Source organism: Labrenzia sp. OB1 (assembly GCF_001624695.1).
GTDB lineage: Bacteria > Pseudomonadota > Alphaproteobacteria > Rhizobiales > Stappiaceae > Roseibium.
In genome coordinates, this window is record NZ_JSEP01000001.1 from 338,270 (window position 1) to 363,935 (window position 25,666).

The 25,666-nt window shown below is 61.2% G+C and carries 27 protein-coding genes; 11 read left to right on the forward strand and 16 right to left on the reverse strand.

Annotated features, from left to right (window positions below):
* Window positions 1-190: 190 nt before the first annotated feature.
* From OA90_RS01495 to OA90_RS01510, 4 genes are all read right to left on the reverse strand, one after another.
* Window positions 191-1,540: an extracellular solute-binding protein gene (locus tag OA90_RS01495; protein WP_068406029.1), complete on the reverse strand. Its 1,350-nt coding sequence runs from the start codon at window positions 1,538-1,540 to the stop codon at window positions 191-193.
* A 1-nt stretch (window position 1,541) separates the two neighbouring features.
* Window positions 1,542-2,648: a LacI family DNA-binding transcriptional regulator gene (locus tag OA90_RS01500; protein ID WP_068406031.1), complete on the reverse strand. Its 1,107-nt coding sequence runs from the start codon at window positions 2,646-2,648 to the stop codon at window positions 1,542-1,544.
* A 442-nt stretch (window positions 2,649-3,090) separates the two neighbouring features.
* Window positions 3,091-4,272, reverse strand: a complete 1,182-nt coding sequence (locus OA90_RS01505; RefSeq protein ID WP_068406034.1) for a GAK system CofD-like protein — start codon at window positions 4,270-4,272, stop codon at window positions 3,091-3,093.
* A 15-nt stretch (window positions 4,273-4,287) separates the two neighbouring features.
* Window positions 4,288-5,544, reverse strand: coding sequence for a glycerate kinase (locus tag OA90_RS01510; RefSeq protein WP_068406600.1), 1,257 nt, complete (start codon window positions 5,542-5,544; stop codon window positions 4,288-4,290).
* A gap of 207 nt (window positions 5,545-5,751) precedes the next feature.
* Between OA90_RS01510 and OA90_RS01515 the strand changes: the two genes are divergently transcribed.
* Window positions 5,752-6,141 (forward strand): DUF427 domain-containing protein, encoded by a 390-nt coding sequence (locus OA90_RS01515; RefSeq protein WP_068406037.1) that lies wholly within the window; start codon window positions 5,752-5,754, stop codon window positions 6,139-6,141.
* 40 nt (window positions 6,142-6,181) lie between these two features.
* Here OA90_RS01515 and OA90_RS01520 read toward each other — a convergent pair whose 3' ends face one another.
* The 7 genes from OA90_RS01520 to OA90_RS01550 all read right to left on the reverse strand — a co-directional run bounded on the left by OA90_RS01520 (window position 6,182) and on the right by OA90_RS01550 (window position 10,822).
* A complete protein-coding gene (locus OA90_RS01520) occupies window positions 6,182-6,619 on the reverse strand; it encodes an SRPBCC domain-containing protein (RefSeq protein ID WP_068406040.1) in 438 nt (145 codons plus the stop codon).
* Window positions 6,612-6,959: a metalloregulator ArsR/SmtB family transcription factor gene (locus OA90_RS01525; RefSeq protein ID WP_068406042.1), complete on the reverse strand. Its 348-nt coding sequence runs from the start codon at window positions 6,957-6,959 to the stop codon at window positions 6,612-6,614. The genes OA90_RS01520 and OA90_RS01525 overlap by 8 nt, the downstream gene beginning before the upstream one ends.
* 87 nt (window positions 6,960-7,046) lie before the next feature.
* Complete coding sequence (locus tag OA90_RS01530; RefSeq protein ID WP_068406045.1) at window positions 7,047-7,418, reverse strand: phosphate acetyltransferase; 372 nt, start codon at window positions 7,416-7,418, stop codon at window positions 7,047-7,049.
* Window positions 7,415-7,804 carry a MaoC/PaaZ C-terminal domain-containing protein gene (locus tag OA90_RS01535; RefSeq protein ID WP_068406048.1) on the reverse strand — a complete coding sequence of 130 codons (390 nt, stop codon included), beginning with the start codon at window positions 7,802-7,804 and terminating at the stop codon, window positions 7,415-7,417. Before OA90_RS01535 ends, OA90_RS01530 begins: the two co-directional genes overlap by 4 nt.
* A gap of 3 nt (window positions 7,805-7,807) precedes the next feature.
* The gene (locus OA90_RS01540; protein WP_068406051.1) at window positions 7,808-9,364 is read right to left on the reverse strand and encodes an AMP-binding protein; all 1,557 of its coding nucleotides are present in this window, start codon (window positions 9,362-9,364) and stop codon (window positions 7,808-7,810) included.
* Between the two features lie 47 nt (window positions 9,365-9,411).
* The gene (locus OA90_RS01545; protein WP_068406054.1) at window positions 9,412-10,185 is read right to left on the reverse strand and encodes an enoyl-CoA hydratase/isomerase family protein; all 774 of its coding nucleotides are present in this window, start codon (window positions 10,183-10,185) and stop codon (window positions 9,412-9,414) included.
* Between the two features lie 10 nt (window positions 10,186-10,195).
* Window positions 10,196-10,822 carry a TetR/AcrR family transcriptional regulator gene (locus OA90_RS01550; protein WP_068406602.1) on the reverse strand — a complete coding sequence of 209 codons (627 nt, stop codon included), beginning with the start codon at window positions 10,820-10,822 and terminating at the stop codon, window positions 10,196-10,198.
* Window positions 10,823-11,164: 342 nt separating this feature from the next.
* Between OA90_RS01550 and hemA the strand changes: the two genes are divergently transcribed.
* From hemA to OA90_RS01595, 10 genes are all read left to right on the forward strand, one after another.
* Complete coding sequence (hemA, locus tag OA90_RS01555; protein WP_068406607.1) at window positions 11,165-12,382, forward strand: 5-aminolevulinate synthase; 1,218 nt, start codon at window positions 11,165-11,167, stop codon at window positions 12,380-12,382.
* A 248-nt stretch (window positions 12,383-12,630) separates the two neighbouring features.
* Complete coding sequence (locus OA90_RS01560; protein ID WP_068406057.1) at window positions 12,631-13,365, forward strand: DUF1194 domain-containing protein; 735 nt, start codon at window positions 12,631-12,633, stop codon at window positions 13,363-13,365.
* Between the two features lie 134 nt (window positions 13,366-13,499).
* On the forward strand, window positions 13,500-14,753 hold the full coding sequence (locus tag OA90_RS01565; RefSeq protein ID WP_068406060.1) for a cation:proton antiporter: 1,254 nt from the start codon (window positions 13,500-13,502) through the stop codon (window positions 14,751-14,753).
* A 47-nt stretch (window positions 14,754-14,800) separates the two neighbouring features.
* Window positions 14,801-16,411, forward strand: a complete 1,611-nt coding sequence (locus OA90_RS01570; RefSeq protein WP_068406063.1) for a glutamate synthase-related protein — start codon at window positions 14,801-14,803, stop codon at window positions 16,409-16,411.
* 30 nt (window positions 16,412-16,441) lie between these two features.
* Complete coding sequence (locus OA90_RS01575; RefSeq protein WP_068406066.1) at window positions 16,442-18,418, forward strand: thiamine pyrophosphate-dependent enzyme; 1,977 nt, start codon at window positions 16,442-16,444, stop codon at window positions 18,416-18,418.
* A 168-nt stretch (window positions 18,419-18,586) separates the two neighbouring features.
* Window positions 18,587-18,808 carry a hypothetical protein gene (locus tag OA90_RS01580; RefSeq protein WP_068406069.1) on the forward strand — a complete coding sequence of 74 codons (222 nt, stop codon included), beginning with the start codon at window positions 18,587-18,589 and terminating at the stop codon, window positions 18,806-18,808.
* Window positions 18,805-18,975 carry a hypothetical protein gene (locus OA90_RS28945; RefSeq protein ID WP_199823555.1) on the forward strand — a complete coding sequence of 57 codons (171 nt, stop codon included), beginning with the start codon at window positions 18,805-18,807 and terminating at the stop codon, window positions 18,973-18,975. Before OA90_RS01580 ends, OA90_RS28945 begins: the two co-directional genes overlap by 4 nt.
* A complete protein-coding gene (locus OA90_RS01585; RefSeq protein ID WP_068406072.1) occupies window positions 18,972-20,039 on the forward strand; it encodes a Rieske 2Fe-2S domain-containing protein in 1,068 nt (355 codons plus the stop codon). Before OA90_RS28945 ends, OA90_RS01585 begins: the two co-directional genes overlap by 4 nt.
* Entirely contained in the window at window positions 20,036-20,797 is a 762-nt protein-coding gene (locus OA90_RS01590; protein ID WP_068406075.1) for a hypothetical protein, read from the forward strand. Before OA90_RS01585 ends, OA90_RS01590 begins: the two co-directional genes overlap by 4 nt.
* Window positions 20,794-21,039 (forward strand): hypothetical protein, encoded by a 246-nt coding sequence (locus tag OA90_RS01595; RefSeq protein ID WP_068406078.1) that lies wholly within the window; start codon window positions 20,794-20,796, stop codon window positions 21,037-21,039. Before OA90_RS01590 ends, OA90_RS01595 begins: the two co-directional genes overlap by 4 nt.
* 23 nt (window positions 21,040-21,062) lie before the next feature.
* Here the strand turns inward: OA90_RS01595 and OA90_RS01600 are convergent, their stop codons facing one another.
* Genes OA90_RS01600 through OA90_RS01620 form a run of 5 tightly spaced genes read right to left on the reverse strand, consistent with a single transcriptional unit; the run spans window position 21,063 to window position 25,473 of the window.
* Window positions 21,063-21,857, reverse strand: a complete 795-nt coding sequence (locus OA90_RS01600) for an alpha/beta hydrolase (RefSeq protein WP_068406081.1) — start codon at window positions 21,855-21,857, stop codon at window positions 21,063-21,065.
* Entirely contained in the window at window positions 21,854-22,915 is a 1,062-nt protein-coding gene (locus OA90_RS01605) for a branched-chain amino acid ABC transporter permease (RefSeq protein WP_068406085.1), read from the reverse strand. Before OA90_RS01605 ends, OA90_RS01600 begins: the two co-directional genes overlap by 4 nt.
* A gap of 7 nt (window positions 22,916-22,922) precedes the next feature.
* Window positions 22,923-23,951: a branched-chain amino acid ABC transporter permease gene (locus tag OA90_RS01610; RefSeq protein WP_068406089.1), complete on the reverse strand. Its 1,029-nt coding sequence runs from the start codon at window positions 23,949-23,951 to the stop codon at window positions 22,923-22,925.
* On the reverse strand, window positions 23,948-24,673 hold the full coding sequence (locus OA90_RS01615) for an ABC transporter ATP-binding protein (protein WP_068406609.1): 726 nt from the start codon (window positions 24,671-24,673) through the stop codon (window positions 23,948-23,950). Before OA90_RS01615 ends, OA90_RS01610 begins: the two co-directional genes overlap by 4 nt.
* On the reverse strand, window positions 24,673-25,473 hold the full coding sequence (locus OA90_RS01620; protein ID WP_068406092.1) for an ABC transporter ATP-binding protein: 801 nt from the start codon (window positions 25,471-25,473) through the stop codon (window positions 24,673-24,675). The genes OA90_RS01615 and OA90_RS01620 overlap by 1 nt, the downstream gene beginning before the upstream one ends.
* Window positions 25,474-25,666 lie beyond the last annotated feature (193 nt).

Below are 25,666 nucleotides of genomic sequence, written 5' to 3' on the forward strand. Positions count from 1 at the left end.
AAGGACCGGGCGTTCTCCAGTCGTCTGGAACGCCCAGCCTGTTCTCGGAGGAAACTCTCATGCCGCTACATCGGACAATGTGGCGCGTCGGCTGGGAAGAGCCGGCCCCTTCTCCCGATGAAAGGAAGAAGGAACCGCTGCCGAACCCGGGATCAATACCGAGCCATGCCTTGCGAGCGGAGAATTTCCCTTACTGGATCTTTGCCAGTTCCTCGTTCAGCTTGGTCACTGTGGCGGCCGCATCGCGCTCATCATCGATGTATTCGCGCACCAGACGGTTGATCACCTGGCTGTTGATCATCTTGGAGGCAAGCGACAGCTGGCCTTCCTTGACGCCCCAACGGCTGGCGGTGTCCAGACCGGAAACGATGGTCTTGATCGTGTCGGCGTCATAGAGATCCGTCAGCGCCGCCTTGCGGTCGACGCCGACCGGCAATTCGGCCCAGCCATCGACGAATGCGGTGGCGTTTTCCTTGTTGCCGCGGCGGATCGGGAACTTGCCTTCCGGAGCGATCGACAAGGTCGAGAGGTAGCCTTCATCCATCGAGAATTCGACGAACTGCATGGCTGCTTCCGTGTCCGCATCGTTGGTGATGCCGAAATAGCGGATGTCCGCCCAGGCAGCGCCATCGGCATTGGACGGTCCACTCAGCGTTGTCACGACGCCGGTCCTGGAGGCAAGCTCGGAGGAGGTCGGGTCGTCGGTGATGGTCGGCGGCGCGCTGTCACGCAGACCGGCCAGCTCATCGAGAATGAACGGCGACCAGATGATCATCGCTGCTTTGCCGGCAAAGTAAAGCTCGCGCGACTGTTTCCAGTAGAGATCTCCCGGAGGCGATGCCTTCGAGATGGCCTTGTAGAAATCGAGCGCTTCGATGGTCTTCTTCTCGTCGAGCGGCGTGAAGCCGTCCGCGCCGACAGGACTTACCCCGTTGGCCAGCAGCACATGCTCCAGCACCTGGCTCATGAAGTTCTCGTCGATCTTGGTCGCGGAGACGAAAGCGAACATTTCCGGCGGATTGTGAAGCTTTTCGACGGCGGCCAGAATGTTCTCGTAGCTGTCCGGCGCGGCAAGGCCATTTTCCTCGAAGAGGTCCTTGCGGTAGATGACCATCTGCGTCCAGCCATCGACCGGAACGGAGGCGACACCTCCGTCAACTGCGGCCATGGCGGCGGCACCCGACGCGAAAGTGCCCGCACCCAGGTTTTCGAAAACCTCGGTCGCCGCTTCCGTATCCAGAATCCCGGCTTCCGCCCAGGGCAGTGCGTATTGAAGGGTGTGGTAGATCACGTCCGGCAGATCGCCTGCAGCAAACGCAGCGGTTGCCCGCGTACCGAGATCGGATTCGCTCACTGGAATGACGTTCACTTCAATGCCCGTCTTGTCCTTGAAGGCCGCGGCCAGTTCTTCTTGCTTGGCCAGCCGCTCCGGTTGCTCTTCCGTGGTCCAGAAGCGCAATGTATCCGCCTGAGCCACACTCAGACCAAGCGCAAGCGCACCTGCGATGGTCGTGGCCAGGAATGTCTTCCTCCCAATCATATTATTCTCCCTTGGTATCAGAATGTGGCTGATGGTTCAGCCGGTCCCGGAACAGCTTCGACAGCTCGTCCGGTGTCATGGAAGGCGCACCATCGGAGGCGCGCCGGATCAGGACCGCTTTTGCAAGCGCCTGCAAACTCTTGGGGTCTGTGCCGTCCAGAACGTCGATCAGCTTTCGCGCGACCCTGCCGCCCGCATCCTGCGCACTCTGGGAAAAGGTCGTAAGCGGCGGGTCGAGATATTCTCCGACCGGCAGGCCGTCATAGCCGATGACCGTCACGTCGGACCCAATCTTCAGGCCGTATTTGCGGCAGAACTGCACGACGCCGATGGCCAGCGCATCGGTGACGCAAAGCAGTGCGGTGGGCGGTTTGTCCAGGGACAGCAATGCCTCGGCTCCCGCGAACCCGCCCTTCTCGCTCACGTCCTGCAGGCTTTCCAGATCAGGATCGTGCCGCACGCCGAGCGCTTCGAGCCCCTGCCGGTAACCGTGAAGGCGCTGCAGGGCAAAATTCAGTTCGAGCGACCCGCCGATAAAACCGATCCGTTCGTGGCCAAGGCTGTAGAGATGACGCACGCCGTCGGCAAAGGCGGCCTCATTGTCGATATCGAACCAGGCATAGCCCGAGGGATCGCTTGTGCGGCCATGGGCGACAAACGGGAATTCCTTCTCGCTCAGAAACGCGATGCGCGGATCGTTGACCTCGGTGCGGGTGATGATGAAACCGTCCACCTTTCGCCGGGCGACCAGCCGGTGCAGCGTTTCGATCATGTGCTCGCGCGAATGCGCCGTCGTCACCAGAAGATCGAGACCGAGTTCGTCGAGAGCGCGGGCAATGCCGTCAATGAATTCCGCCAGGAAAGGATCCGCTCCGCTGCCGTGTCCGACGGGGATCACGATGCCGAGCGTATCCTGCCTGCCGCGCTTCAGGTTGCGGGCGGTCGCCGACGGCTGGTACCCCAGTTCCTTGACCGCTTGCAGGATACGCTTGCGGGTCGCATCGGAAATATCGGTGTAGTTGTTGAGAACGCGCGAGACGGTGCCCTTGGCCACGCCGACATGGCGGGCCACGTCATCGATCGTGACGGAACCGGGTATTCGCTGCATTTGTCCTCCCAAGGGCTTCCAGCCCTCAAATCCCTTTTCGCAATTTCCCGGCTTTTCATCCGGTTTTGCGTTTTTTGTACGAAAAAGAGTTACAAAACCGATTTCGGAAGTCAACAAAATCGGTTTCGGTGCCTCACGGTATTTCTACCGCAAAGCGGCAAGACGCTGTCTTTAAAACAAAACTTTCACGTGAATGGTTTCGGTCCGACAGGAAAGCAGTTCAAGAAACACGCCTTCCGGAGACAGCCGATCAGCTACGCAAGCCGATTCCACACTCCCGGTCTCCACTCCGCCGCATCCGGGGAGTTTCCGGAAGCAGGGGCGTAACACCACTTGTGATAAAGTGAGTTCTCAGGCGTCAATCACCTCGGGACCGCTCACCCTCCGGGGACACCAGGGCAAAGCCAGCGCATAATGTCCTAAACCGGTGAACGCGAGGCGTTCAGGTCAGCGACACAAGCGCCTCGCAAAGTGGAACGGGATCGTAATAGGGGGCTGAACTCTTGCTGACGAGATTCAGCTTCAGGGCAGTGATGCCTCGCGCGCCGATCTCCGCGATCTCGTCATCCGGGACACGCGCGTCGCCGATCACCAGATTGAGCAGCCTGCCGACCGGGCAATCGGCTCCGGCATCCCTGCGCAGGTAGGTCAGAAGGGTATCTACCTTGTCCGGCAGGCTCATGGTTCCGGTCTCCGGGTCGTCGCCAAGACTCGGGACGTAAACCTTAGGCACCGTGCGGGCGGCAATCGACCGTCCGACACCCGCTGGAAGCAGATTTGCGATCAGGCTGGTATAAAAACTTCCCGGCGCATAGCAGATCAGGTCCGCCGACTGCATCAGGATGTGATTCCGTTCCGGGAACTCCGACGTTGCCGGCTCCAGGCCTTCAAGGCTGCGATTGAGAAAGAAATCCCTGATCGGCGCGGCCGGAGGCGGATATTCCTTGCCCGTCAGAAGATGCTGGCCGATGATCGTCTCGCCACTGGTCAGTTCCGCACCAAGATGCAGGTTGTCGTCCGTCACCGCCCTCACCGTCCCCTGAACGCCGACCAGTTTCGACACCAGAAAGATGATCGGTTCGAGTTGCTGGTTCTGATTGAGATAACCACCGGCGAGGATCAGGTTGCCTATGCTCGCCCCGCGCAGATCGAAGCTCTCGGGCCTGGCGGCCCGGAACGTTGCGAGCTGGTTCTGGATCAGAGTGCGCATGGGCTGCGCGATGGCATCCATCAGTGGATGGGCTCCGGCGATCATCGCGTTTAGCTCCGCGCCGAGATCCGCAGGCAGCGCGGATTTGGCAAAGCGGTGGGTGAACAGGCGGAAGATATCCGGGTGCCCGAGAACCGTTTCATCGGCCAGCGCCATCAACCGGCTTCTGAGATCGCCGATCGCGGGCATGTCGAAGGCGACCCGCAATCCTTGTGAGCTGCCGCCGCTGTCGAACGGCGTGACCAGGTGAATGGAGTTGTGCGTGTAGCGCTTCAGCGATTGCGACACGCCGTTGAGCGCGGACCCGCCGCTGAAGAACAGCACCCGAGGACCGAGTTTCGGGTTGGAAAGAAAACGTTCGATCCGGAACGGGTCGGGCATGCGCACGGCACGCGTGATGGTGACTTCAGACACGTTCACTCCCTGCGGTTAGCCGATCCGGATCGCGCGAAAATCATTCACATTGGTGAGTGTCGGTCCCGTGACGACCTGATCGCCAAGCACTTCGAAAAAGCGATGGGCATCGTTGTCCGCCAGAGCCTTTTCCGCCCGAAGCCCAGAGGCATTGGCCCTTTCAAGGCTGTCCGGTTTGATTATTGCGCCGGCGACTTCCGCCGCGCCGTCAACACCATCGGTATCGCAGGCGATTGCATGAATGCCGGAGGCCCCGTTCAGCGCCAGCGCCAGGGCAAGGGCATATTCGGCGTTCGGCCCGCCGATGCCGTCGCCGCGCCGGGTGACGGTCAGCTCGCCGCCCGACAGGAGGATCAACGGCCTGCTTCCGACCGGACGTTCCTTCTGATGGCGCAAGGCGAGTTTCGCATGCTCATGAGCAACTTCACGCGCCTCCCCTTCAAGCGCATCGCCGAGAATTTCAACATCGCAGCCTTCCGCTTCCGCCAGTTCCTTTGCCGCCTCCAGAGATTGGGATGGTGCCGCGAAGATCGTGTTGGTGACCCGGCCGAGGCGTTCGTCTCCTGGCGCCAGGACGCCGCTGTGCCCGGCCAGAACCTGACTGACGGACGCTGGCACTTCGATCTTCCAGCGGTCCAGAATGGCTTTCACGTCTTCCGGTGTGCTGGCATCGCCCACGGTCGGACCCGAGCCAATTTCAGCAGGATTGTCGCCCGGAACGTCGGACATGAGCAGCGCCAGCATCTCCGCCGGATAGGCCGCGGCGGCAAGCTGGCCGCCCTTGACGCGGCTCAGATGCTTGCGCACAACGTTCATCTGGCCGATGGCCGCGCCCGACACCAGGAGTTTCTGGTTGACCTCCTGTTTCCCGGCGAGCGTGATCTTTCCGGCAGGCGCCGTCAGCAGCGCCGAAGCCCCGCCGGAAATCAGCGCCAGTACAAAATCGCCTTGCCCGACACCAGCCAGCAGGTCCAGCATCCGCTCCGTCGCGGAAAGTCCGATCTCGTCCGGTATGGGATGCGCCGCCTCGACAATCTCGATGCCCTCGCACGGGCGGGCATAGCCGTAGCGCGTGATCACCAGACCTTCGCATGGCCCCCATAACGCCTCGACCGCTTCCGCCATCCGCGCCGACGCCTTGCCCGCGCCGACCACCACCACACGTCCGGCCGGTTTTTCCGGCAGGAAGGCGGCAAGGCTTTTCATCGGGTCCGCCACTTCGACCGCTTTTTCAAAAAGCCGCCGCAATAGATCGTCAGCCACACTGTCCATGGGAACCGCCTCGCGAATACTCTGTTTTTCCATCCGGCCGCAGTTTCAGCAGAATTTTCAGGGCTCTGCCAGCCCCCTGTCGATGGAATTCGACCAGAACGCCATTTCACCGGCCAAAACACTATTTCACGGGAATGTCAGAACTTTGCTTTTGCCATTTGCCGGATGAGGCATCACCTTCCAAATGCAAAAAATGAGGAGAGCTCGATGACACTGGAAACAGGTCCCGCATTTGAAAACGCCATCCGCAACCCGGACAACCCGTCTCATCTGATGGTGATCAAGGACATTTCGCGCCGCATACGCATTTACGCGGGCGCAACGCTCTTGGCGGACAGCACCAGTGCGGTCAGGGTAATCGAGGCCGGAAAATCGATTTATGATCCGGTGGTCTATGTGTCGGAAGCGGATCTGATCGCCGAACTCGGCAGGGTGGTAAAATCCACTCACTGCCCGATCAAGGGGGATGCCAGCTACGTTTCGCTCGGCGGGGATGAAATCGGCTGGGTCTACAGGACCCCGATCGATATGGCGAAGCGGCTCACCGCTCACTATGCCTTCTGGCCGGACAAGGTGCGCGTCGTGGAAGGCGAATAACGCTCCGCATCCCGGTCGGGATGCGGAGTTCAGGATATCTTCAGGCTGCCTTGCTCTCGGCAAGGACAGGCATCAGTGCAGCCAGGATACCTTTCCAGCCGCCTTCATGACCGTCGCGGCTTTCTTCTGACGGAAACTTCACATGTGTCAGCGTCAGTTCCGTTCCGCCCTCAACGTCCTTGAAATCCAGCGTCACCACACTGTCCGGCAAGGAAAACGGACTTTCCCATGTAAAGGCCAGCCGGGAATGGCGATTGATTTCCCTGTAGACGCCCCGGTGCGGTATTTCCCTGTCGTCAGCCCGCATGATGATCTCGAAATCGCCGCCTTCCACCGGATTGTTGGTTACGGTTGCCGGCGGTCCCCCTTCGCAAGGCTGCATGAAAAGGGCCAGTACCTGTGGATCGAGCCAGGCCTCGAAAACCTTCGTCCTGGGGGCTGAAAATGTGCGCGACACCACTACACTCAAGTCATTCATCTTCCGTCTCCCTTTTGAGAACATCGTCCAGAACGTCGAGCCTTTGATCCCAGACGGATCGCAGATCCTGGAACCAGCGGTCGATCTGATTGACCGGCTCCATGTCCGCCTCGATCAGATGTTCCCGCCATTCGGTCCGTCGCCGCACGAGTCCGGTGGCTTCCAGTATCTTGATGTGCTTCGACACTGCATTCAGGCTGACATCGAAATGCCTGGCGAGATCCGTCACCCGTGTCGGTCCGTGCTGAACCAGCAGGGTCAGCAGCTCCCGGCGGATCGGATCGCTTGCCGCCTTGAGGATCGCGGTAAGCTTCTGTGGGCCAGTAATTCGTTCAACCATTTGGTTGAATTACAACATGCAGGGAATTTAATCAACCATTTGGTTGATTAAATTTGATGTGAAATGTCTGCTGTTAAAACCGCCCGGCTATTCCTTGCCGACATCCTCGACATAAACCAGCGCCCGCCCCTGGCAGATCCGCGTTCCGTCCGCGGTTTCACACGCTGTCTCAAGGTCGACCAGGTGCTTCTCCGGCCTGAGACGCGTAACCGTCACGGAGGCAGTCAGCGCCTCTCCGACGGGTGCCTCGGCCAGAAATTCCAGGCTCTGCTTGAGATAATTCGTTCCACGCCCGGGAAGCTTCACGCCGAGCAGGTAAGAAAACAGGCCACCGATGAGCGGCCCCGGAACAGATCTGGGCACATTCGCTTCATCTCCCGCCAGCAACGCGAAATCACGCATGTCATGTTCGCTATAGGTCCGGGTCAGGTCCGACCGTTGACCGAGTTCCAGCGTCATCGGCTTTCTCCCAGATCGCAGGTGCCTGAAAGCGTCACTGCTCCATCCACACTGCGGGCCACCTCGATGAGTATCTGGCCTGGCTGCTGCGGATTTTCAGAAAACGAAAACTTCAGCTCCTCGTCCGCGTAGGCCGGATTCGGAAACATCAGGGTCTGCACGGCATGTGCCCTGCCGGGATAAAGCGTCTGAAGGAGAGAAAAGACGCGCGCATAAAGCAGCATGCCATGCGAAACCGTGCGGCCGAAGCGCGTGCGCGCGGAAAATTCAGGGTCGACGTGGATCGGATTGTCATCGCCGGACAGTCTGGCGAAAGCATCGAAATCCGCCTGCCGGGGAATCCAGGTAAAGCTGCCGCTCCCACGCGCATCGTCGGCAAGTGTCATCGCTCAGGCGTCCTCTGGTGTCTTTTCGGCGAAAGCCATATCCTTGAGAAGATTTTTCCGGACTTTCCCGGCTGCGGTGCGGGGCAGATCTTTGACGATGGAAAAGCGTTTCGGGATCTTGTAGGGCGCAATCCGGCTCCTGCACCAGCCTGGCAGATCATGCGTATCGAGATCCTCCCCGGGCCTGAGGATCAGAAAGGCCGCGCCGGTCTCCCCCCATTTGTCGTCCGGCACACCGATGACCACGGCTTCCAGGACCGCCGGATGGTCGACCAGAACCTTCTCCACCTCGGCGGGGTAAACGTTTTCGCCGCCGGAGATATACATGTCCTTGAGCCGGTCGATTATATAGTAATAGCCATCTTCGTCCCGCCTGCCGATATCGCCCGACTTCAGCCAACCGTCAGCCGTGAAGGCCTCGGCAGTTGCCTGCGGGTTATCCATGTAGCCCGGCGTGATGTTGGGTCCGCGAAACTGGACTTCCCCCTCACCCGGACCATCCACCACCTTTCCGCCACTGTCGACAAGCCTGACATCGGTCAGGATCTGCGGCTTTCCGACCGAGCCGACTTTTACGGCCGCATGGGACGTGTCCATCAGGAACACGGTCGGCCCGGTTTCGGTCATTCCCATGCCGTTGCAGATGGTCACGCCGCGTTCCCGGAAATCGGTCAGAATGTGCCCGGGCACCGGTGCGCCGCCGCACCCCAGAAACCGCACCTTCGAGAAATCCGTCTTGCCGATCCTGCCCGAAAGCGCCAGCGCCTGATAGATCGCCGGAACCGCAAAGAAACTCGTCACCTTCCCCGCATCGATCAGGTCCAGAACCGTATCGGTCTCGAACTTGCGCAGGATGGTCGACGACCCGCCGTTCAGAAACACCGGCAGTGTCGGCAGGTTTATGCCTGCGGTATGAAACAACGGCAGAAAGTTGACGCTCTTTTCGCCTGCCGTGAGACCGGCAGCCTGCGAATAGTTGATCATGTTGGCATAGGCCATTCCGGCTGTCTGGATGACCGCCTTGGGCAGACCGGTGGTGCCTGATGTCAGCATCAGATACCAGGGCGTGTCGGCCTGGATCCTGCCGCAGCCGACGGTGGCCGGGCTGGCCGCGCCCAGCAATTCGTCCAGCGCACTGCCTGAAGGTCCCGTTGCCCCGAGCGGCAACAGTCCGGCACCGGTTGCCGCCGCCAGTTCGGCCGCCGCTTCCGCAAAAGCACTGTCGTGAAATATCAACTTTGCGCCCGAGGCTTCCAGAACCGGCTTCAACTCCGCCACCGGTTGACGCCAGTTGAGTGGCACCAGCAGCAATCCCGTCTTCTGGGCCGCGAACAGCAACACGAAGAAATCCGGATGGTTGTGGCACAGGACCGCGATGCGGTCGCCTTTTTCAAGTCCGCCCTTTTCCGGTCCGGGGTCGAGGAGAAAGTTGCCGAGACGGTTGGCGCGACTGTTGATTTCACCGAACGTGAAGCTGCGGCCGGTATCACGGTCGTAAAACGCGACCGCATCCGGCGTCAGTTCCGCCCGCTTGGCGGCCATATCCGTTAAAAACTCCATGTGTCCTCCCAGGCACTTCAAAGTTCTTGTCAGGTTCTCAGCCCTGCTCAGGCGCGTTCTTTTTTGAAGTCCCTCATGCCTTCAAGCGTTTCCGGCCGGGTGACAAGCTCCAGAAACCTGGTTTTTTCCTGGTCGAGACGGCTCCTGACTTCCGCGCGACGCTGATCGTCCCAGACCTTTTCCCTCGTCGCACGATGTGTCTGGGCATAGCCTTTTGCAATTTCGTTGGTCCAGCTCCGGATCTGGCTCTCCAGTTCCTCGGGCGGACAAATGCAGGTGGCAAGTCCCAGAACCAAGGCCTCCGTCGCGCCGATTCGCTCGTTGCGATACTGGATCTGAAGCGCCTTTGCGGTCCCGATGCGGTCGGGCAATAGCGCCGTCCAGCCACCATCCGGACCGAACCCGACTTCGGAATAGTAAGGCTGCACGAAAGCGTCTTCCGCCATCGCGACAAGATCGGCTGCCAGCATCAGTCCGGTCGCCCCGCCCGTCAACGGGCCGTTTATCGCCGCCAGAACAGGGGCCGGAAAGGCAAGCAGGTCGAGAATGACCGTATGCAGTCCACCAACCAGTTGTTCCGAATAAGCTTTCAGCGCCTCGACGGAACCGGAGTTCTCCAGGAACCCGGCAACGTCGCCACCCGTCGAAAAGCTCCGTCCCCTTGCTGCCAGCACAAGCGCGGGCGGAGCCTGCTCTGCCGCCAGGGCAACCGCGGAGCGAAGATCGGCCACCAGGGCAGGCACGAGGGCGTTGTGGCGCTCCGGGCGGTTCAACCACAGCCAGAGCACGCCATCCCTGTTTTCGGTTTCGACGTAACTCATCGCGCCGGGCTCAAGGTTTGATGCCGTTGACGATCAGGTCATGGCCGCTTGCCACAATCTCCGATATCGGCTTGTCCGACTTGAAGACGACAAGCTGCTCGCCCAGTGTACGTCCGATGCCCATGAGGGCCCAGGCACGGGTCTCCGCGTCGCCTTTGGAGATCTGGCCGGCCTCTTGCGCAGCCTCGAGGCCTGCCTGGTAACCGGCGGCGAAAGTCTGATAATATACCCGGTAGGCATGCGGATCGACAAATAGGGCTTCCTGAACGATCCGGTAAAGATCGGGATGCGCGCAGACGAATTCCAGAAACGCCGTCAGGCCGGCCTTTTCGGCCTCCAGCCGGTCTTCCACACCTTGCGTCGCCTCGGCGATCGTATGGCGGACGAGACGCCCCATTTCCAGAACCAGTTCGGAAAAGACCTGCTCCTTGGTGCTGAAATAGATGTAGAACGTGCCTTGGGCGACACCCGCTTCGCTGGTAATATGTCCAATGGACGCGTCGTTGTATCCTTTTGCGCCAATGACACGTTCCGCAGCCGAAAGAATTGCCTTTCGCGTGGCTTCCCCGCGGGCCGTCTTCGGTTGGTTGCCGGGCGGCTTTAGCGTCGCCTTTGCTTCTCCGGCCGATTTTGCCACGTCCGGATCCTCCCAATTCCCATGAAACATGAACCAGTATTCATGTATCATGAATGAAAGCAAGAAACTTCTGCCGAGCCCGCTCAATATCGAAATTCATGGGCGAATTTCGGGCGGAATCCGGTTACAAATCGGGCAATTCCCGTCATAAAGACGGACTATGGCGTTTGGACGCACCCGTGCCAATTGACCTTGATCAACGACACGACTCTGGTAATGCAGTTTTGAATAACTATAAGTTGGCTGTTATATATGAACAGCGAAGAGGCCGCGACGACGCCAGACGGCGCGGCAGGAGAGAGGCGCAGCGCTGAAGGCGCGGCGATAAAGAGGACCGGAAGCATGGACGTGAATGCGTATCTGGAAGAGCGCCTGAGCCAACTGCACGACAATGGCAACTACAGGGTATTCGCAGATCTGGAACGCAAATCCGGTGAATTCCCGCGCGCCACGCGGTATCGGGAAGACGGCTCTATCCAGGACGTCACTGTCTGGTGCTCCAACGATTATCTCGGCATGGGCCAGAATCCGAAGGTCGTCAGCGCCATGCAGGACGTCATCGCCAAATGTGGCGCGGGCGCCGGCGGAACGCGCAACATCTCCGGAACCAACCATTATCACGTGCTGCTGGAGCAGGAACTCGCCGACCTTCATGCCAAGGAAGCCGCGCTGATCTTTACATCAGGCTATGTATCCAACTGGGCCGCTCTCGGCACCCTGGCCTCCCAGGTGCCGGGCATGATCGTTTACTCCGATGCCCTCAACCATGCATCAATGATCGAGGGCATCCGTCATGCCCGCTGCGAAAAACGCGTTTTCAAACACAATGACGTCGCCGACCTGGAACGCCTGATGGCGGCGGACGACCCGGATGCGCCGAAGCTGGTGGCGTTCGAGAGCGTCTATTCCATGGATGGAGACGTCGGACCGATCAGCGACATCTGCGATGTGGCCGAGAAGTTCGGTGCGATGACCTATCTCGACGAGGTTCATGCCGTGGGCATGTATGGCCCGCGCGGCGGCGGTGTCGCCGAACGCGAAGGCCTGATGGACCGGTTAACGATTATCGAAGGCACGCTCGGCAAGGCCTTCGGCGTAATGGGCGGTTACATCACCGGCTCGCGGACCGTGGTCGATTTCATCCGCTCCTTCGCCTCCGGCTTCATCTTCACCACGGCCCTGCCGCCGGCGCTTGCCGCCGGGGCCGCCACCTCCATCCGGCACCTGAAGGACAGCCCCTTCGAGCGCAAGGCGCACAAGGACAGGGTCGCCCAGGTGCGCGCCGCTCTGGACAAGCGCGGCATTCCGCACATGGACAATCCGAGCCACATCGTTCCGGTGATGGTTGGCGATGCCAAGAAGTGCAAATGGATCTCCGACATCCTGCTGGACACCTATGGCATCTACGTGCAGCCGATCAATTACCCGACCGTGCCGGTCGGCACCGAGCGTCTGCGCTTCACGCCGACACCGCTGCACACGGCCGAGGATATCGAACACCTTGCCGAGGCGATCAACGACCTCTGGTCGCAATGCGCCCTCGCCCGCGCCGTCGCCTAAACGCGTCCGAACCGGACTGTTTTCGTCCAGCTTACGTTATCCCGGACAAGCGCGGCCAGATCTGCGCGCTGGCAACCCGTCTGAAACCACCGCATTTGCAACGCAAAACACGCGTGGTTTCCGGACCTGAACGCAGCTTCTAACCGTTTGATCTGCGAAGACGGAACACAAAAACACCTCCCGGCCTTTTCCTTTTCAAGCTTTCGGCTCAAGCTGCCCTCTGCGCAACTTGCCGGGAGCCGATCGTGATGCGGAATGTTTTTGCAGTTTTTGCCTGCCTGCTGTTTTTCGCCAGCCCTGTACATTCAGAAGAAGTGGACCTGGAACTCGTTCTGCTCGCGGACGCGACCGGTTCGATCGACGATGCTGAAATCCGCTTTCAACGCTCCGGTTACGCCGAGGCCGTGACCAACCCGGCGGTCCTCAATGCCATTACCAGCAACATCCATGGCAAGATCGCGGTCACCTATGTCGAGTGGGCGGACATGTTCTCCCAGGATGTCGTTGTGGAATGGATGGTGATTGACAGCATGGCCTCGGCGGAGGAGTTCGCCGCGCGGCTGATGGAAGCCCCGCGCCGCGCCTATGGGCGCAATGCCATCGGGGCCGCCCTCCTGAAGGGCAAGGAGCTGATCGACACCAATGTCCACAAGGGTCTGCGCCGCGTCATCGATCTTTCCGCCGACAGTGCCAACAACTGGAACGGTCCGACAATCGCGGATGCCCGGGACACGGTCGTGTCTTCCGGCATCGTTATCAACGGGCTCGCGGTCCTTTGCCGCCACTGCTCCGGACGGCCGATTGCCTATGATCTGGAAGAACGTTTCTATCGCGAGATTATCGGCGGACCTGCGTCCTTCGTGGTGACGGCCGACAGCCCGGAAACCTTTTCCGACGCCGTGCGCAAGAAACTGATCCTGGAAATCGCGGAACGCCCGGAAGATTCCGAGCGGATACTCAATCAGCTGGCCCGGCTGAAATGACCTGTTGCATGCCGCTTTAGGGAAAGGACCCTGGAGGCATTCACGTTTGCCACACGTCACCGTCATCCGATTATGATTTGAGCTGGCGGTGCGGACCTGCCCTTATATTTCCAAGGGCTTTGGGAGAAAATTTGATGGCCACCGGTCTTTTGATGCTGGCGCTGTTCACGGTCTGCTACACGCTGATCGCCAGGACCCTGTCCAACGGCATCCTGACCGCGCCCATTCTCTATATCGGCTTCGGTTACCTGATGGCGCAGACCGGCCTGATGCCGCTCGGCGAAGCCGAACATCTTCTGCACATCGTCGCCGAAATCGCGCTGATCGTCCTGCTGTTTCTCGACGCGGCGCAGATCAACCTGCAGGTTTTGCGCAAACGCCACCAGTGGCCTGTGCGGATGCTCGCTCTCGGCCTGCCGCTCGCCATCGCGATCGGGACCCTGGCCGCAGCGCCGTTTCTGCCCGGCGAGCCCATCATCGTGGCAGCTCTCGCCGCAGCGCTTCTGGCCCCGACCGACGCGGCCCTTGGCCTGGCCGTGGTCACCAACAAGGCCGTACCGGAGCGGGTCCGCCGTGCCTTGACGCTGGAAAGCGGGCTCAATGACGGCCTCGCCCTTCCCGTCATCCTGCTCTTTGCCAGCCTCGTCGGCGAGGTGATGCAGCCGGGCTCGGGTGACTGGCTGGTCTTCGGTGCGAAGCAACTCGTTTTCGGCCCCCTCGTCGGCGGCGTCATCGGAGCCGTTGGCGGCGTGCTTTTTCTGGCTGCCAAGCGGCGCCAGATGACCACGGATACCATAGAGGGCATCGGAGCGATCGCCATGGCCGGGGGTGCCTATCTGGCGGCGGGCATGATCGACGGCAACGGCTTCATCGCCTCCTTCGTCGCCGGTCTTTTCTTCGGAAACGTCATCAAGGGGCAATGCGCCTTCATTTACGAGTTCACCGAAAGTGAAGGGCAGATGCTTTCCTGGGGAGCCTTCTTCCTGATCGGGCTGGCGCTTGTCCCGCAGGCTGTTCTCCATCTGGACGCCGCCAGTCTGGCGATCATTCTGATCAGCCTGTTCGTCGTGCGCCCGCTCTCAGTCTGGCTGTCGTTGACGGGAACGGACGCAGCGCCGCTCACCAGGCTGTTTTTCGGCTGGTTCGGCCCACGTGGCCTGGCCACCGCCCTCTTTGCGCTGCTCGTGGTCGATCAGATCGACCAGGAGATCGGTGAACGGTTGTTGAACCTGGCCGTCAACGCGGTCTGGATCAGCGCGGTGCTTCACGGTGTCACTGCAGTGCCCCTTTCCAGATTGTACAGCGCCCGCATGTCGGGACGGGACGGAGCCGCGGAGATGGCTTCCGTCCCGCCCATGCGTCCGAAAATTTCAAAGAACCGATCCTGATAGAAACCTTTTAGCCAGGGCGCAGACGCCGGTAGCCGGAGGAAGACATGAAAAGACAAGTTGTTGCGAAACTGAGCGCTTTGCCGGACCGGGATCCGCAATATGCGCTTGTGGCGAATGTCGACCTGGTCGTCGTGCGCTTCGATGACGATATTTCCGTTTTCTACGGCCGTTGCCTGCATCGCGGAGCCTTGATGTCAGACGGCTACGTAGATGGCCACAACCTGATTTGCGGCGTGCATTACTGGGACTACCGGCTGGACAGCGGCGTGTCCGAATACAACAATTCCGAAGCCCTGCCGAAGTTCCACAGCTGGATCGAGCGCGACGACGTGCTGGTGGACGAAGACGAAATCGCCGCCTGGGCCTCGGACAATCCGCAGCCCTTCGACCGGGAGCAGTATCTCGGCCTTTATGCTGACACCAGCCACGGGACCGAGGAAGAGCCATATAACGGCCTCATCCGGCAATACGCGCGCGACGGGCTGTCCCGAACCGGCCACCACGGCAAGGTCGATGCCATGGGTGTGCCGCGTGCTCAACTGCCCGACTGGGACGATATCCAGATCCTGACGGCCCAGTTGCAACGCTTTCCGCTTCTGGACGAGGACCCGGTCTCCACAGACGTCGTCATCGGGCCGAACGCGCAAAAGCCGTTGCGGCTGGACATTCCGCTGATGGTGTCCGACATGAGCTTCGGTGCCCTGTCCGAACCCGCCAAGATTGCCTTGGCCCGCGGTGCGGATCTCGCGGGAACGGGGATCTGCTCCGGTGAGGGCGGCATGCTGCCGGAAGAACAGGAAGCCAATGCCCGCTATTTCTACGAACTCGCCTCGGCCCGGTTCGGGTTTGGCTGGGACAAGCTTTCCAGGGTTCAGGCCTTTCATTTCAAGGGCGGCCAGGGCGCCAAGACGGGCACCGGCGGCCACCTGCCCGGAGCCAAGGTGAAAGGCAAGATCGCCGAAGTGCGCGGTCTGAAGGAAGGCGAGGACGCGATCTCGCCACCGCGCTTTCCCGACTGGACGGACCTCGCGCAGTTAAAGGACTTCGCCGACGAGGTACGCGGCCGCACGGGCGGCATTCCGATCGGCTACAAGCTCTCCGCCCAGCACATCGAAAAGGACATCGACGCGGCGCTGGACATCGGCGTCGATTACATCATCCTGGACGGCCGGGGCGGCGGCACGGGAGCCGCGCCCATCATCTTCCGCGACAACATCTCCGTGCCGACCATCCCGGCGCTCGCCCGTGCCCGCCGTCATCTGGACAGGCTCGACCGATCCGACGTAACACTGATCATCACCGGCGGTCTGCGCAAACCGGCGGATTTCGTGAAGGCGCTGGCGCTTGGGGCCGATGCGGTCGCCCTTTCCAATTCGGCCATGCAGGCAATCGGCTGCATCGCCATGCGCGCTTGCCACACCAACAATTGCCCGGTCGGCATCGCCACTCAGAAACCGCATCTGGTGAACCGGCTGCAGATCGAAAAATCCGCCCGCCAGCTGACCAACTTCTTCGAGGCGTCGGTGGAGCTGATGCAGGTCATGGCCCGGGCTTGCGGCTATTCCCATCTCAACCAGTTCCAGCTGGAGGATCTGACAACCTGGAAACGGGAGATGGCGGATCTCTCCGGCGTTGCCTATGGCGGCGCTGCCTGATCGCGGCCAGTTATTGAGGGAGTGAAGATCATGAATGCTCAGAATCTCGACTGGATCAAGGTCGGGCACGTGGACGATATGCCCGAGGGCCGGGTCAAGACCGTCACCGCCCGCACCACCTCGATCTGCCTGTCCCATTTCGACGGCCAGTGGGCGGCAATGGACAATCACTGTCCGCACCAGCGCGGACCGCTCGGAGAAGGTTCGATCGAAAAGGGCAGCGATGGCAAATGCTGGATCCGTTGTCCCTGGCACGGCTGGGATTTCGACCCGCTGACAGGCGCGCCTCCCGGTGGCCATGAAGACAGCGGCCAGAAACTCTACCCGTTGAAAATCGAGGACGGCGAGATCTTTGTCGGCCTGGAAGCTGAACCGGAGCACGAACGCACGGTCACCGATGTCATGGCCGAGACCATGGTCAACTGGGGCGTCAAACGTGTCTTCGGCATGGTCGGTCATTCCAATCTGGGTCTGGCCGACGCAATCAGATTGCAGGTGAGCAAGGGCGCCCTCGGCTATGTCGGCATCCGCCACGAAGGCGCCGCTGCATTTGCCGCTTCCGCCTATGGCAAACTCACGGGCAAACCGGCCGCGTGCCTGACCATTGCGGGCCCCGGCGCCACCAACCTTCTCACCGGCCTGTGGGACGCCAAGGTCGACCGTGCGCCGGTGCTCGCGCTGACCGGCCAGGTTCAGACCCAGGTCTTTGGTCCTGGCGCCTTCCAGGATATCGACTTGAAGTCCGCCTTCGACGCTGTCTCCAGGTTTTCCCAGCCGGTGCTCGGCAGCTCCAGACATGCCGAGTTGATGTCACTGGCGCTCAAGACCGCCATTGTCGAGCGCGACGTGGCCAACCTGATCTTCCCGGACGATGTCCAGACGATCCCGAGTACAAAAGATGCCGCAGGTCCGGATGGCCGTCTGGGCGGCACCGAGATCACGCCGTCGCCCGACGATCTGGCCAAGGCCGTCGAGCTGATCAACAGCGCCAGGCGCCCGGCCATCGTGCTCGGCTACGGCGCCAAGGATGTCCGCAACAAGGTGATCGCGCTGGCGGAGAAGATCGGCGCACCTGTCATGACCACTTTCAAGGGCAAGGGTCTGATTTCGGACACGCATCCGTTGGCCGCCGGCGTGCTCGGCCGCTCCGGAACACCGATCGCCAGCTGGTTCATGAACGAGGCCGACCTGATCATTTCCCTCGGTTCGTCGTTTGCGAATCACACTGGCATCGCGCCCTACAAACCGATCATCCAGGTCGATTTCGATCGAATGCAGCTCGGCAAGTTTCATCCCGTCACCCTGCCTGTCTGGGGCGAGATCGGCACCTTCTGCGAGGCAATTGGCGACCGGGTTTTCAAATCCGGCGATGCCGGGGATCAGATTGCCGAACTCGTCGAGCGCTGGGAAATCTGGCGGGAGGAAAAGGAACGGCGCCTCAGCGAAGACCGCGGCCAGGGCATTCACTCTGCAGCTGTTTTCAAGGCGTTGACCGAACTCTGCCCTGAAGACGCGATCATCCCGGTCGATGTCGGCAACAACACCTATTCCTTCGGCCGGTATTTCGAACCGCGCGGCCAGCGCATCTTGATGTCTGGGTATCTCGGATCCATCGGCTTCGGCCTGCCCGCCGCGATCGGCGCCTGGTGCGCCACCCGGGATTTCGAGGAGTACCGGGGCCGCAAGGTGATCTCGATTTCCGGTGACGGCGGCTTCGGCCAATACGCCATGGAGTTCACCACGGCAGTGAAATACGGCATGAACATCACACATATCCTTCTCAACAACTCCGAACTCGGCAAGATCTCGAAGGAACAACGGTCAGGCGAATGGCCTGTCTGGGAGACCAATCTTACCAACCCGTCCTTCGCTGCCTTTGCCCGGCTCTGCGGCGGCCACGGTCACCGGGTCACGGAGGCATCCGAGTTGCGGGACGCCATTGGCGCGGCAATTGCCCATGACGGCCCGGCATTGGTGGAAATCGTCACCGATGCGGATCTGGTGTGATGATTTCCATGTGGCCCATCGGAGGTTCCGGCCCTGGCGCTATGAAGCGCCGGGAGCCGGTAGACACTTTGGCCGGTTTGTTGCAACACTCGGACATCCGAGCGTACCGGGTCCCGACCTTCCGCGGCGCGCGGCGGGATGACATGTTGAGAATTGCGGAGACATGAATTGCAGACAGCATCCCTTCTGATCGAGATTGGCCGCTATTACCTGATGGCTGGAGGCGTGATTGCCGCGCTGTTCCTTGTCATCGGCATTGACCGGGTTGAACCGTCCGCGCGCGGTTCCTATGCCTTCCGGCCTCTGCTCATCCCGGGCATTTGCCTGATCTGGCCGCTGGTGCTTTACCGCTGGGTGCGGCTCGAGACGTTCGGGGAGAAAGCCCGATGAAGCGCGCTCACCGCACAGCCCATGCCCGTATCTGGACAGTGCTCGGCCTCCTCCTGCCGCTCGCATTCCTGACGATTCTCGCCCTACGCCAGACGCCCCCGGCGGACAGGCCTGCCGTTCTGATCGAAGCCCCGGCAGACGGCGCCGCTGCGGAGGCCATGCAATGAGCGTCCAGTACACACCGGTCATCTGGAACAGGAACAAGATCCTCTATGACGCCGTCCTGCTGATTGCCGTGGCGCTCTACCTCTATGTCTTTATCCGCTTTGCTCCGGCGTTCGAGGATGTCACGAAACCAATTGATGGCGCGACATTGAGGATGCGCGCCTTCGGCAGTTGCGCATTTCTGATGCTGACCGTGATCCTGTGCATCGGACCGCTGGCCCGTCTCGACCGCCGCTTTCTGCCGCTGCTTTACAACCGCCGCCATTTTGGCGTCATGACGGCGGGCATTGCCGCTGTTCACGCCAATTACGTGCTCGGCTGGTACTTCAACTTCTCTCCAACCGACAAATATGTTGCGCTGCTGTCCTCCAACACCAACTACACGCAGCTGCTCGGATTTCCGTTCGAGGCCTTCGGCATCGCAGCTCTGCTCATCCTCTTCGTGCTGTCCGCGACCAGCCATGATTTCTGGCTGAGCTTTCTTGGAGCGCCGCTCTGGAAGACACTGCATATGCTCATTTATGCAGCCTATGTCTTCGTGGTGCTGCATGTCGCCCTTGGGGCCTTGCAGGGGCCGGGCGATCCGATCTTCACCGCCATTGTAGCGGCTAGCGTGGTTCTGGTCTGCGGCCTGCACTTTGCCACCGGCCGCATGGAAGCCAGTCGGGACCGCAGCGAGGAAACCGCCAAAGCCTCGCTGCAGGACGCTGGCTGGGTCGTGGCCGGAGAAGTCGGCGATATCGAAGACGACTGCGCCAGGGTCGTGACCCTCGACGAAGGCGAACGCGTCGCGATTTTCAAATACGACGGCAAGCTCTCCGCCGTCACCAATGTCTGCGCCCACCAGAACGGCCCGCTTGGCGAGGGCAAGGTGCTGTGGGGCTGCATCACCTGCCCCTGGCACGGCTATCAGTACAATCTCGCCGATGGCCGCGCCCCGGCCCCCTTCACCGAAAAGATCCCGACCTACCGGCTGAAGCTGATCGGCGCGACCATCCTGCTCGACCCGAACGCCCTGCCGCCGGGAACCCATGTAGACCCAATCGTGATTGGAACGGACGCATGAGCTGGAGACAGACAAAGGCCGCCCCCTTCTTCGTCGGCTACCTCAATGCGGTACCGAAACCGCTCGTGGTTTTCCTCTCCGTGTTCGCGGTGTGTTTTACCAGCGGCCTGGGTCTTGCGGCACTTGCCCTGTCCTCCACACAGAACGATCCGGGCAATGGCGGCTTTCAATGGGGCAACCGGTTCGAGCAGACCGGCATCCTGGAGCTCCGGCCCTATCCTGTCTTCCGGGTGCCCGCCGATGGAGACACGCCTGCCCGCACCTACATGCTCGCCGGCCAGGGCAAGCGCGGCGTCTTCGATCAGGCCGAAGCCAACAGGGCAGAAACCGTCAGCCTGCGCGGTGTACCGGTCAGCCGCGGCGACCTCACCATGATCCAGGTAGGCAAGATCGACGCCGCTGCTGAGGACGCCCCAGGCTTTACCCCCTCCATACCCGTTCCGCTCGGCCGCTGGAAACTGACCGGCGAGATCTGCGACGGCAAGTGTTATGCCGGCGCCATGCGCCCCGGGCGGGGTCTCGCCCACAAGGCCTGCGCGGACCTGTGCCTCACCGGCGGCATCCCGCCGGTCTTTGTGTCCTCCGGTCCTGTCGAAGGGCGCAACTTCTTCCTGATGGCGGACCGGGAAGGCAATCTACTCGGTGATGAGCTCGATCCGCTGCTGGCGCTCTACATTGAGGTTGAAGGCGAGATCGAGCAGTTGGATGACCTTATGGTCTTCAAGGCGGATCTGACAACTGCAAGGGTTCTGAAATGAGCACGCCCCCAATCCACCGCGCATGGCGGACCCTCGTCATTTCGCTGGTGCTGACAGCAGCCTTCGCAGTGCTTGCCTGGTACGTCTGGACCTATGCCAATATCGGCGCAAGGACATTCGCCGCAGGGACGCTGCTCACCGACATGCGGTTTTTCATCGGCCTGCTGGCGGTGTTTGTGGTGCTGTCGCTTCTTGACAGGATCATCGGGTACGTGATGTCGAGGTTTGGCAAAAAACGCTGAGGTCCGTTCAGCCGCCCGACAGCTCAGGACTCAAGCAATCCGGCCAGCAGCCGGTTAAAGCGTTCCGGCTCCTCCATATGCGGAGAATGGCCGGAATTCTCGAATTCATGCAGATGGAGATCCGGGACCGTCGCTTCGTACCAGCGGTGCATGCCGGGGCCGTAAAGCTGACTGTGGAGCCCCACTGCCAGATGCAGCGGTACCGGAAATTTACTCAGGAAGGTGCGAAAATCCTGGCGTGTGAGCGACGCCCACATCGGTTGAAGCAGGGCCGGATCGCCCCTTGCGATTTCCGACTGCGCGAACGCCATCAGATCCGGATCCACCGGCCGGTCCGCCGCGAACATCTGTCTTGCGACCTGCTCGGGGAAGACGGCCCATTGGGCAATCATGTTCTCCAGAACCAGCGCATTGACCTCCTCGGTGAGACCGTTTTGCGTGCCGTGCGGCCAGTCCGCGTCATTGACGACTTTCGGCGACACATCAATCGCGACAACGCTCGATATCCGCTCCGCGCCATGACGCTCGAGCAGGGAATAGACCACCAGCGCGCCCATCGACCATCCGCACAGGACGACATCCTTCAGATCATGTTCGACAAGATAAGCCTGGACCGCATCGGCGGCGGAGTCGATTGTCAGGGGAAGCCGGTCGGCGGTTTTCCCGTGCCCCGGCAGATCCGGAACAATGCAGCGCGCGCGGGATCTGAATGCGTCGGTCTGGGCCTGAAAGAAGTCGCCGGGACAGGCCCAGCCGTGAACCATCACCAGGGGCCGGCCGGTTCCCTCATCGCGTATGTGAAGTGTTTGATCGCTCACGCGCGTCCCGCCCGAAGCCGCCCGACAATGCCGGAGGGAAAGAAGTAAACCGACAAGATAAACAGCACTCCCAGCCAGAGCAGCCAGCGTTCCGGTGCGACAAGCGTCGAGAACAGCGGAACCGCGCTGGTGGCATCCGCCGCCACACCCATAAGCGTCTGCAGATAGGTCTGTGCCAGAATGAACAGGGTTGCCCCCAGAACCGCCCCGTAGAGCGTTCCCATTCCCCCTATCACGACCATCAGCAGAATGTCGATCATGATCTCCATGGACAGCGTCGTCGCCGGGCCGGTGTAGCGCAGCCAGATGGCCAGCAGCGAACCGGCAAGCGCCGCCATCACGGCGGACAATATGGTCGCTGTCGTCCTGTACCACACCACACGGTAGCCGATGGCCTCCGCCCGGAAGGCATTGTCGCGCACCGCCTTCAGCGTCCGCCCGAAGGGCGAATTGACGATCCTCAGCATGACCAGGAACAGGATCGCCGACACGAAAAACACCAGATAATAGGCCAGCAGCTTGCCGTTGACGCGCACGCCGAGGATTTTCTCGTCGATCAGCTTGAAGGCGGGGGTCAGCTCGCGCGGGATCTTGTAATTGAGCCCGTCCTCGCCGCCCGTCAGCCAGGACATCTGCGAGACGAACACCGCGAAGGCGCTCGCCACCGCCAGCATCACCATGGCAAAGAAGATCGCCTTCACGCGCAGCGAGAACAGGCCGATGGCCAGGGCGAAAACGGCCGCTACCACGGCGCCCGCAGCCGTTCCCCAGATCAGCGCACCGTAACCCGGCCCTGTCGTGGACAGCGCCAGCGCGGTGCCATAGGCGCCGATGCCGAAGAACATCGTATGGGCGAAGGAGACGATGCCCGCATAGCCGAGCAGCAGATCATAGCTTGCCACCAGCACGATGAAGATGCAGATGCGTGCCGCTGTCTCCAGCGACCTTATGCCGGGAAACAGGAACGGCGCGAAGGCCAGCGAGATCAGCACGATCAAAAGCAGCGCGGTCAAAAGCCCGCTGCGCGGCGTGTCGCCGGAAAGAAGCCTGGTCAGCATGGGTCCCTCACTTCGCCTTCACCACCGGATAGAGCCCTTGCGGCCGCCACATCAGGATCACCACCATCAGCGCGATGGTGGAGATCAGCGCCACTTTCGGAGCCAGAAAGGCGGTGTAATTGGCCAGCAGCCCGACCAGCATCGCGCCGATGAAACAGCCCTCGACGGACCCGAGCCCGCCGATGATCACCACGATGAACACCAGCACCATGATCTCCGAGCCCATATGCGCGGTGATCGTCTCCTGGTAGAGCCCCCACATGACGCCGCCGAGACCGGCAAGCGCAGAGCCGGTCATGAAGACGATCAGGAACAGACGGCGGATGCGGTAGCCCAGCGCCTCGACCATCTCGCCGTTTTCCACGCCGGCCCGCACCAGAAGGCCAATCCTGGTTTTCTTGAGGATATGACGCATGGCCAGAAACAGGGCCAGGCCGATGGCGACCGCCACCAGCCGGTATTTCTCGATGGCCGCCTCGCCGATCACGAAGGACCCCTGCAGGGCTTGCGGGCGCGAAATATGCAGCTCGTCCGGCCCCCAGACCACATAGATCATCTGCTGCGCGACGATCAGCCCGCCCATGGTGACGAGGATCTGCTTCAGATGTTCGCCATAGACCGGCATGACGATCACCCGCTCGAACGCCAGTCCGAGCAGACCGGTGATCAGCATGGCCGCCAGAATTGCGATCAGCACGGCGGCGAGGTTGAGCATCACGCTCGGCGAGGCGGTCCAGCCAGCCAGCCAGGCAAGCACCGTGAAGCCGACGAATGCGCCGACGGCGACAAAAGCTCCATGGCCGAAGTTGATCACGTCCATCAGGCCGAAGACCACCGTCAGGCCCGAGGCCATGATGAAGATCATCATTCCCATCGCCAGCCCGGCGACCGTCAGCGTCAACCAGCTCGATGGATTGCCGATGGCGGCGAGACCGGCCAGGGCGAGCACTGGCACGAGGAACATCGGCAATTTGTGAAAGAGCTTTTCCTTCAGCGGGATCTTTTCGATCCGGGGTTTGACGGCCGTATTGCTCATTGGTGCGCCTCCAGGCTCAGCCCCATCAGTTTTTCCTGCAAGGTGGCATCTTCTGCCAGTTCCTTCATGGAACCCGAATGGATGATGCGCCCGTCGTCCATCACGGCGACGGTGTCGCCGATGCCGGACGCCATGGCGAAATTCTGTTCCACCAGCAGAATGGTGGTGTCGGTTTCCTTCAGTTCCCTGAGCGCATCGGTCATCCCCTTGATGATCGCCGGGGCCAGCCCCTTGGTCGGTTCGTCGATCAGGATCAGCCGGCGCGGCTCGATGATTGCCCGGGCCACCGACAGCATCTGCTTCTGCCCGCCCGAAAGCGTCCCGGCGGAAGAATTCCAGAAGGTGCCGATGGGCGGGAACAGCTCCTTGATCCATTCCAGGCGTTTGACGTCCACCGGCCCGGAGGCCGCCGCAAGGATCATGTTTTCCGCCACGGTCAGATCCGTGAAGATGCCCATGTCTTCCGGCACCAGGGCAATACCGCGCCGGGAGATTTCCGGAGTGGCAAGCCGCGTGATGAGATGATCGTCGAAACGGATATCGCCCTTGCTGGCGGTCCACAGCCCCATGATGGTGCGCAAGGTGGTGGTCTTGCCGGCACCGTTGCGCCCCAGAAGCACCGTCACGCCGCCTTCCGGGACTTTCAGATCGACCCCCTGCAGGATGTGATAAGGCCCGATATGGGTGTGAATTCCGGAGAGCGTCAGAAGAACTTCCGCCATCATGCCACCTCCGGTGCTTCGGCTGTTTCAGAGGGTTCAGGCACCTTGCCGAGATAGGCTTCCTGCACCACCGGCAGCGCGATCACGTCTGCCGGTTCGCCATCGGCGACCAGCGCGCCGTTGTGCAGAACGATGATCCTGTCCGCCAGCGAGCGGATCACGTCCATCTTGTGCTCGACCAGCAGGATCGTCCGGTCCATGTCGCTCTTCAGCTTGCGGATGAGATCGAGAATGACCGGCACCTCATCGACGCTCATGCCCGCCGTCGGCTCATCGAACATCAGCACCTGTGAGCCGAGCGCGATTAAAAGCGCCACTTCAAGCTTGCGCTGGTCGCCATGGGGCAGCGCGGCGACGGTCTGCTCCGCCTTGTCGATCAGCCGCACTTCCGCCAGCACATGATCGGCCCGCTCCAGCAACTCCACATGGCTTTCGGCGACCGAAAACAGATCGAACCCCTTGCGCGCCTTCGCCTGGGCCACGAGACGCACGTTCTCTCGCACGCTCAATGTCGGGAACAGATTGGTGAGCTGAAAGGCCCGGCCGATGCCCCTGTCCGTGCGTTCGGGAACGGACATCCTGGTGATCGCCTCGCCATTCAGCAGCACCGCGCCGGAAGTGGCACTCAACTGACCGGAGATCAGGTTGAAATAGGTGGTCTTCCCGGCACCGTTCGGCCCGACGATGGCCGTCAGGCTGCCCCGCTCGAAAGACGCGGACACGCCATCGACCGCCACATGCCCGCCGAAGCGGATCGTGAGGTCCTGCGTTTCCAGAATGGGATGTTCCTTGGCCACGATAGGCTTTCCAGGTTTGAGAAGAGCGAAAGAGCGGGTGTCCGGCCGATTTCAGCATTGCACGGCCGGTCGATCAAGCTGCCTGCGGCCCGGGTCGGCCGCGCGGCATTCTTTCGAGCAGAGGAAGATCGCATTCGGTCAAGGGGCACCTCCAAGCTGTCGAATGTCATCCCCAAGAAGGAAGGACATCGCACAT

Bases quoted from the DNA above. Each gene is read 5' to 3' on its own strand.
- OA90_RS01495 (WP_068406029.1), bottom strand. From the start codon at position 1,540: ATGATTGGGAGGAAGACATTCCTGGCCACGACCATCGCAGGTGCGCTT.
- OA90_RS01500 (WP_068406031.1), bottom strand. From the start codon at position 2,648: ATGCAGCGAATACCCGGTTCCGTCACGATCGATGACGTGGCCCGCCAT.
- OA90_RS01510 (WP_068406600.1), bottom strand. From the start codon at position 5,544: ATGGACAGTGTGGCTGACGATCTATTGCGGCGGCTTTTTGAAAAAGCG.
- OA90_RS01515 (WP_068406037.1), top strand. From the start codon at position 5,752: ATGACACTGGAAACAGGTCCCGCATTTGAAAACGCCATCCGCAACCCG.
- OA90_RS01520 (WP_068406040.1), bottom strand. From the start codon at position 6,619: ATGAATGACTTGAGTGTAGTGGTGTCGCGCACATTTTCAGCCCCCAGG.
- OA90_RS01525 (WP_068406042.1), bottom strand. From the start codon at position 6,959: ATGGTTGAACGAATTACTGGCCCACAGAAGCTTACCGCGATCCTCAAG.
- OA90_RS01530 (WP_068406045.1), bottom strand. From the start codon at position 7,418: ATGACGCTGGAACTCGGTCAACGGTCGGACCTGACCCGGACCTATAGC.
- OA90_RS01535 (WP_068406048.1), bottom strand. From the start codon at position 7,804: ATGACACTTGCCGACGATGCGCGTGGGAGCGGCAGCTTTACCTGGATT.
- OA90_RS01540 (WP_068406051.1), bottom strand. From the start codon at position 9,364: ATGGAGTTTTTAACGGATATGGCCGCCAAGCGGGCGGAACTGACGCCG.
- OA90_RS01545 (WP_068406054.1), bottom strand. From the start codon at position 10,185: ATGAGTTACGTCGAAACCGAAAACAGGGATGGCGTGCTCTGGCTGTGG.
- hemA (WP_068406607.1), top strand. From the start codon at position 11,165: ATGGACGTGAATGCGTATCTGGAAGAGCGCCTGAGCCAACTGCACGAC.
- OA90_RS01560 (WP_068406057.1), top strand. From the start codon at position 12,631: ATGCGGAATGTTTTTGCAGTTTTTGCCTGCCTGCTGTTTTTCGCCAGC.
- OA90_RS01565 (WP_068406060.1), top strand. From the start codon at position 13,500: ATGGCCACCGGTCTTTTGATGCTGGCGCTGTTCACGGTCTGCTACACG.
- OA90_RS01570 (WP_068406063.1), top strand. From the start codon at position 14,801: ATGAAAAGACAAGTTGTTGCGAAACTGAGCGCTTTGCCGGACCGGGAT.
- OA90_RS01575 (WP_068406066.1), top strand. From the start codon at position 16,442: ATGAATGCTCAGAATCTCGACTGGATCAAGGTCGGGCACGTGGACGAT.
- OA90_RS28945 (WP_199823555.1), top strand. From the start codon at position 18,805: ATGAAGCGCGCTCACCGCACAGCCCATGCCCGTATCTGGACAGTGCTC.
- OA90_RS01585 (WP_068406072.1), top strand. From the start codon at position 18,972: ATGAGCGTCCAGTACACACCGGTCATCTGGAACAGGAACAAGATCCTC.
- OA90_RS01590 (WP_068406075.1), top strand. From the start codon at position 20,036: ATGAGCTGGAGACAGACAAAGGCCGCCCCCTTCTTCGTCGGCTACCTC.
- OA90_RS01595 (WP_068406078.1), top strand. From the start codon at position 20,794: ATGAGCACGCCCCCAATCCACCGCGCATGGCGGACCCTCGTCATTTCG.
- OA90_RS01605 (WP_068406085.1), bottom strand. From the start codon at position 22,915: ATGCTGACCAGGCTTCTTTCCGGCGACACGCCGCGCAGCGGGCTTTTG.
- OA90_RS01610 (WP_068406089.1), bottom strand. From the start codon at position 23,951: ATGAGCAATACGGCCGTCAAACCCCGGATCGAAAAGATCCCGCTGAAG.
- OA90_RS01615 (WP_068406609.1), bottom strand. From the start codon at position 24,673: ATGGCGGAAGTTCTTCTGACGCTCTCCGGAATTCACACCCATATCGGG.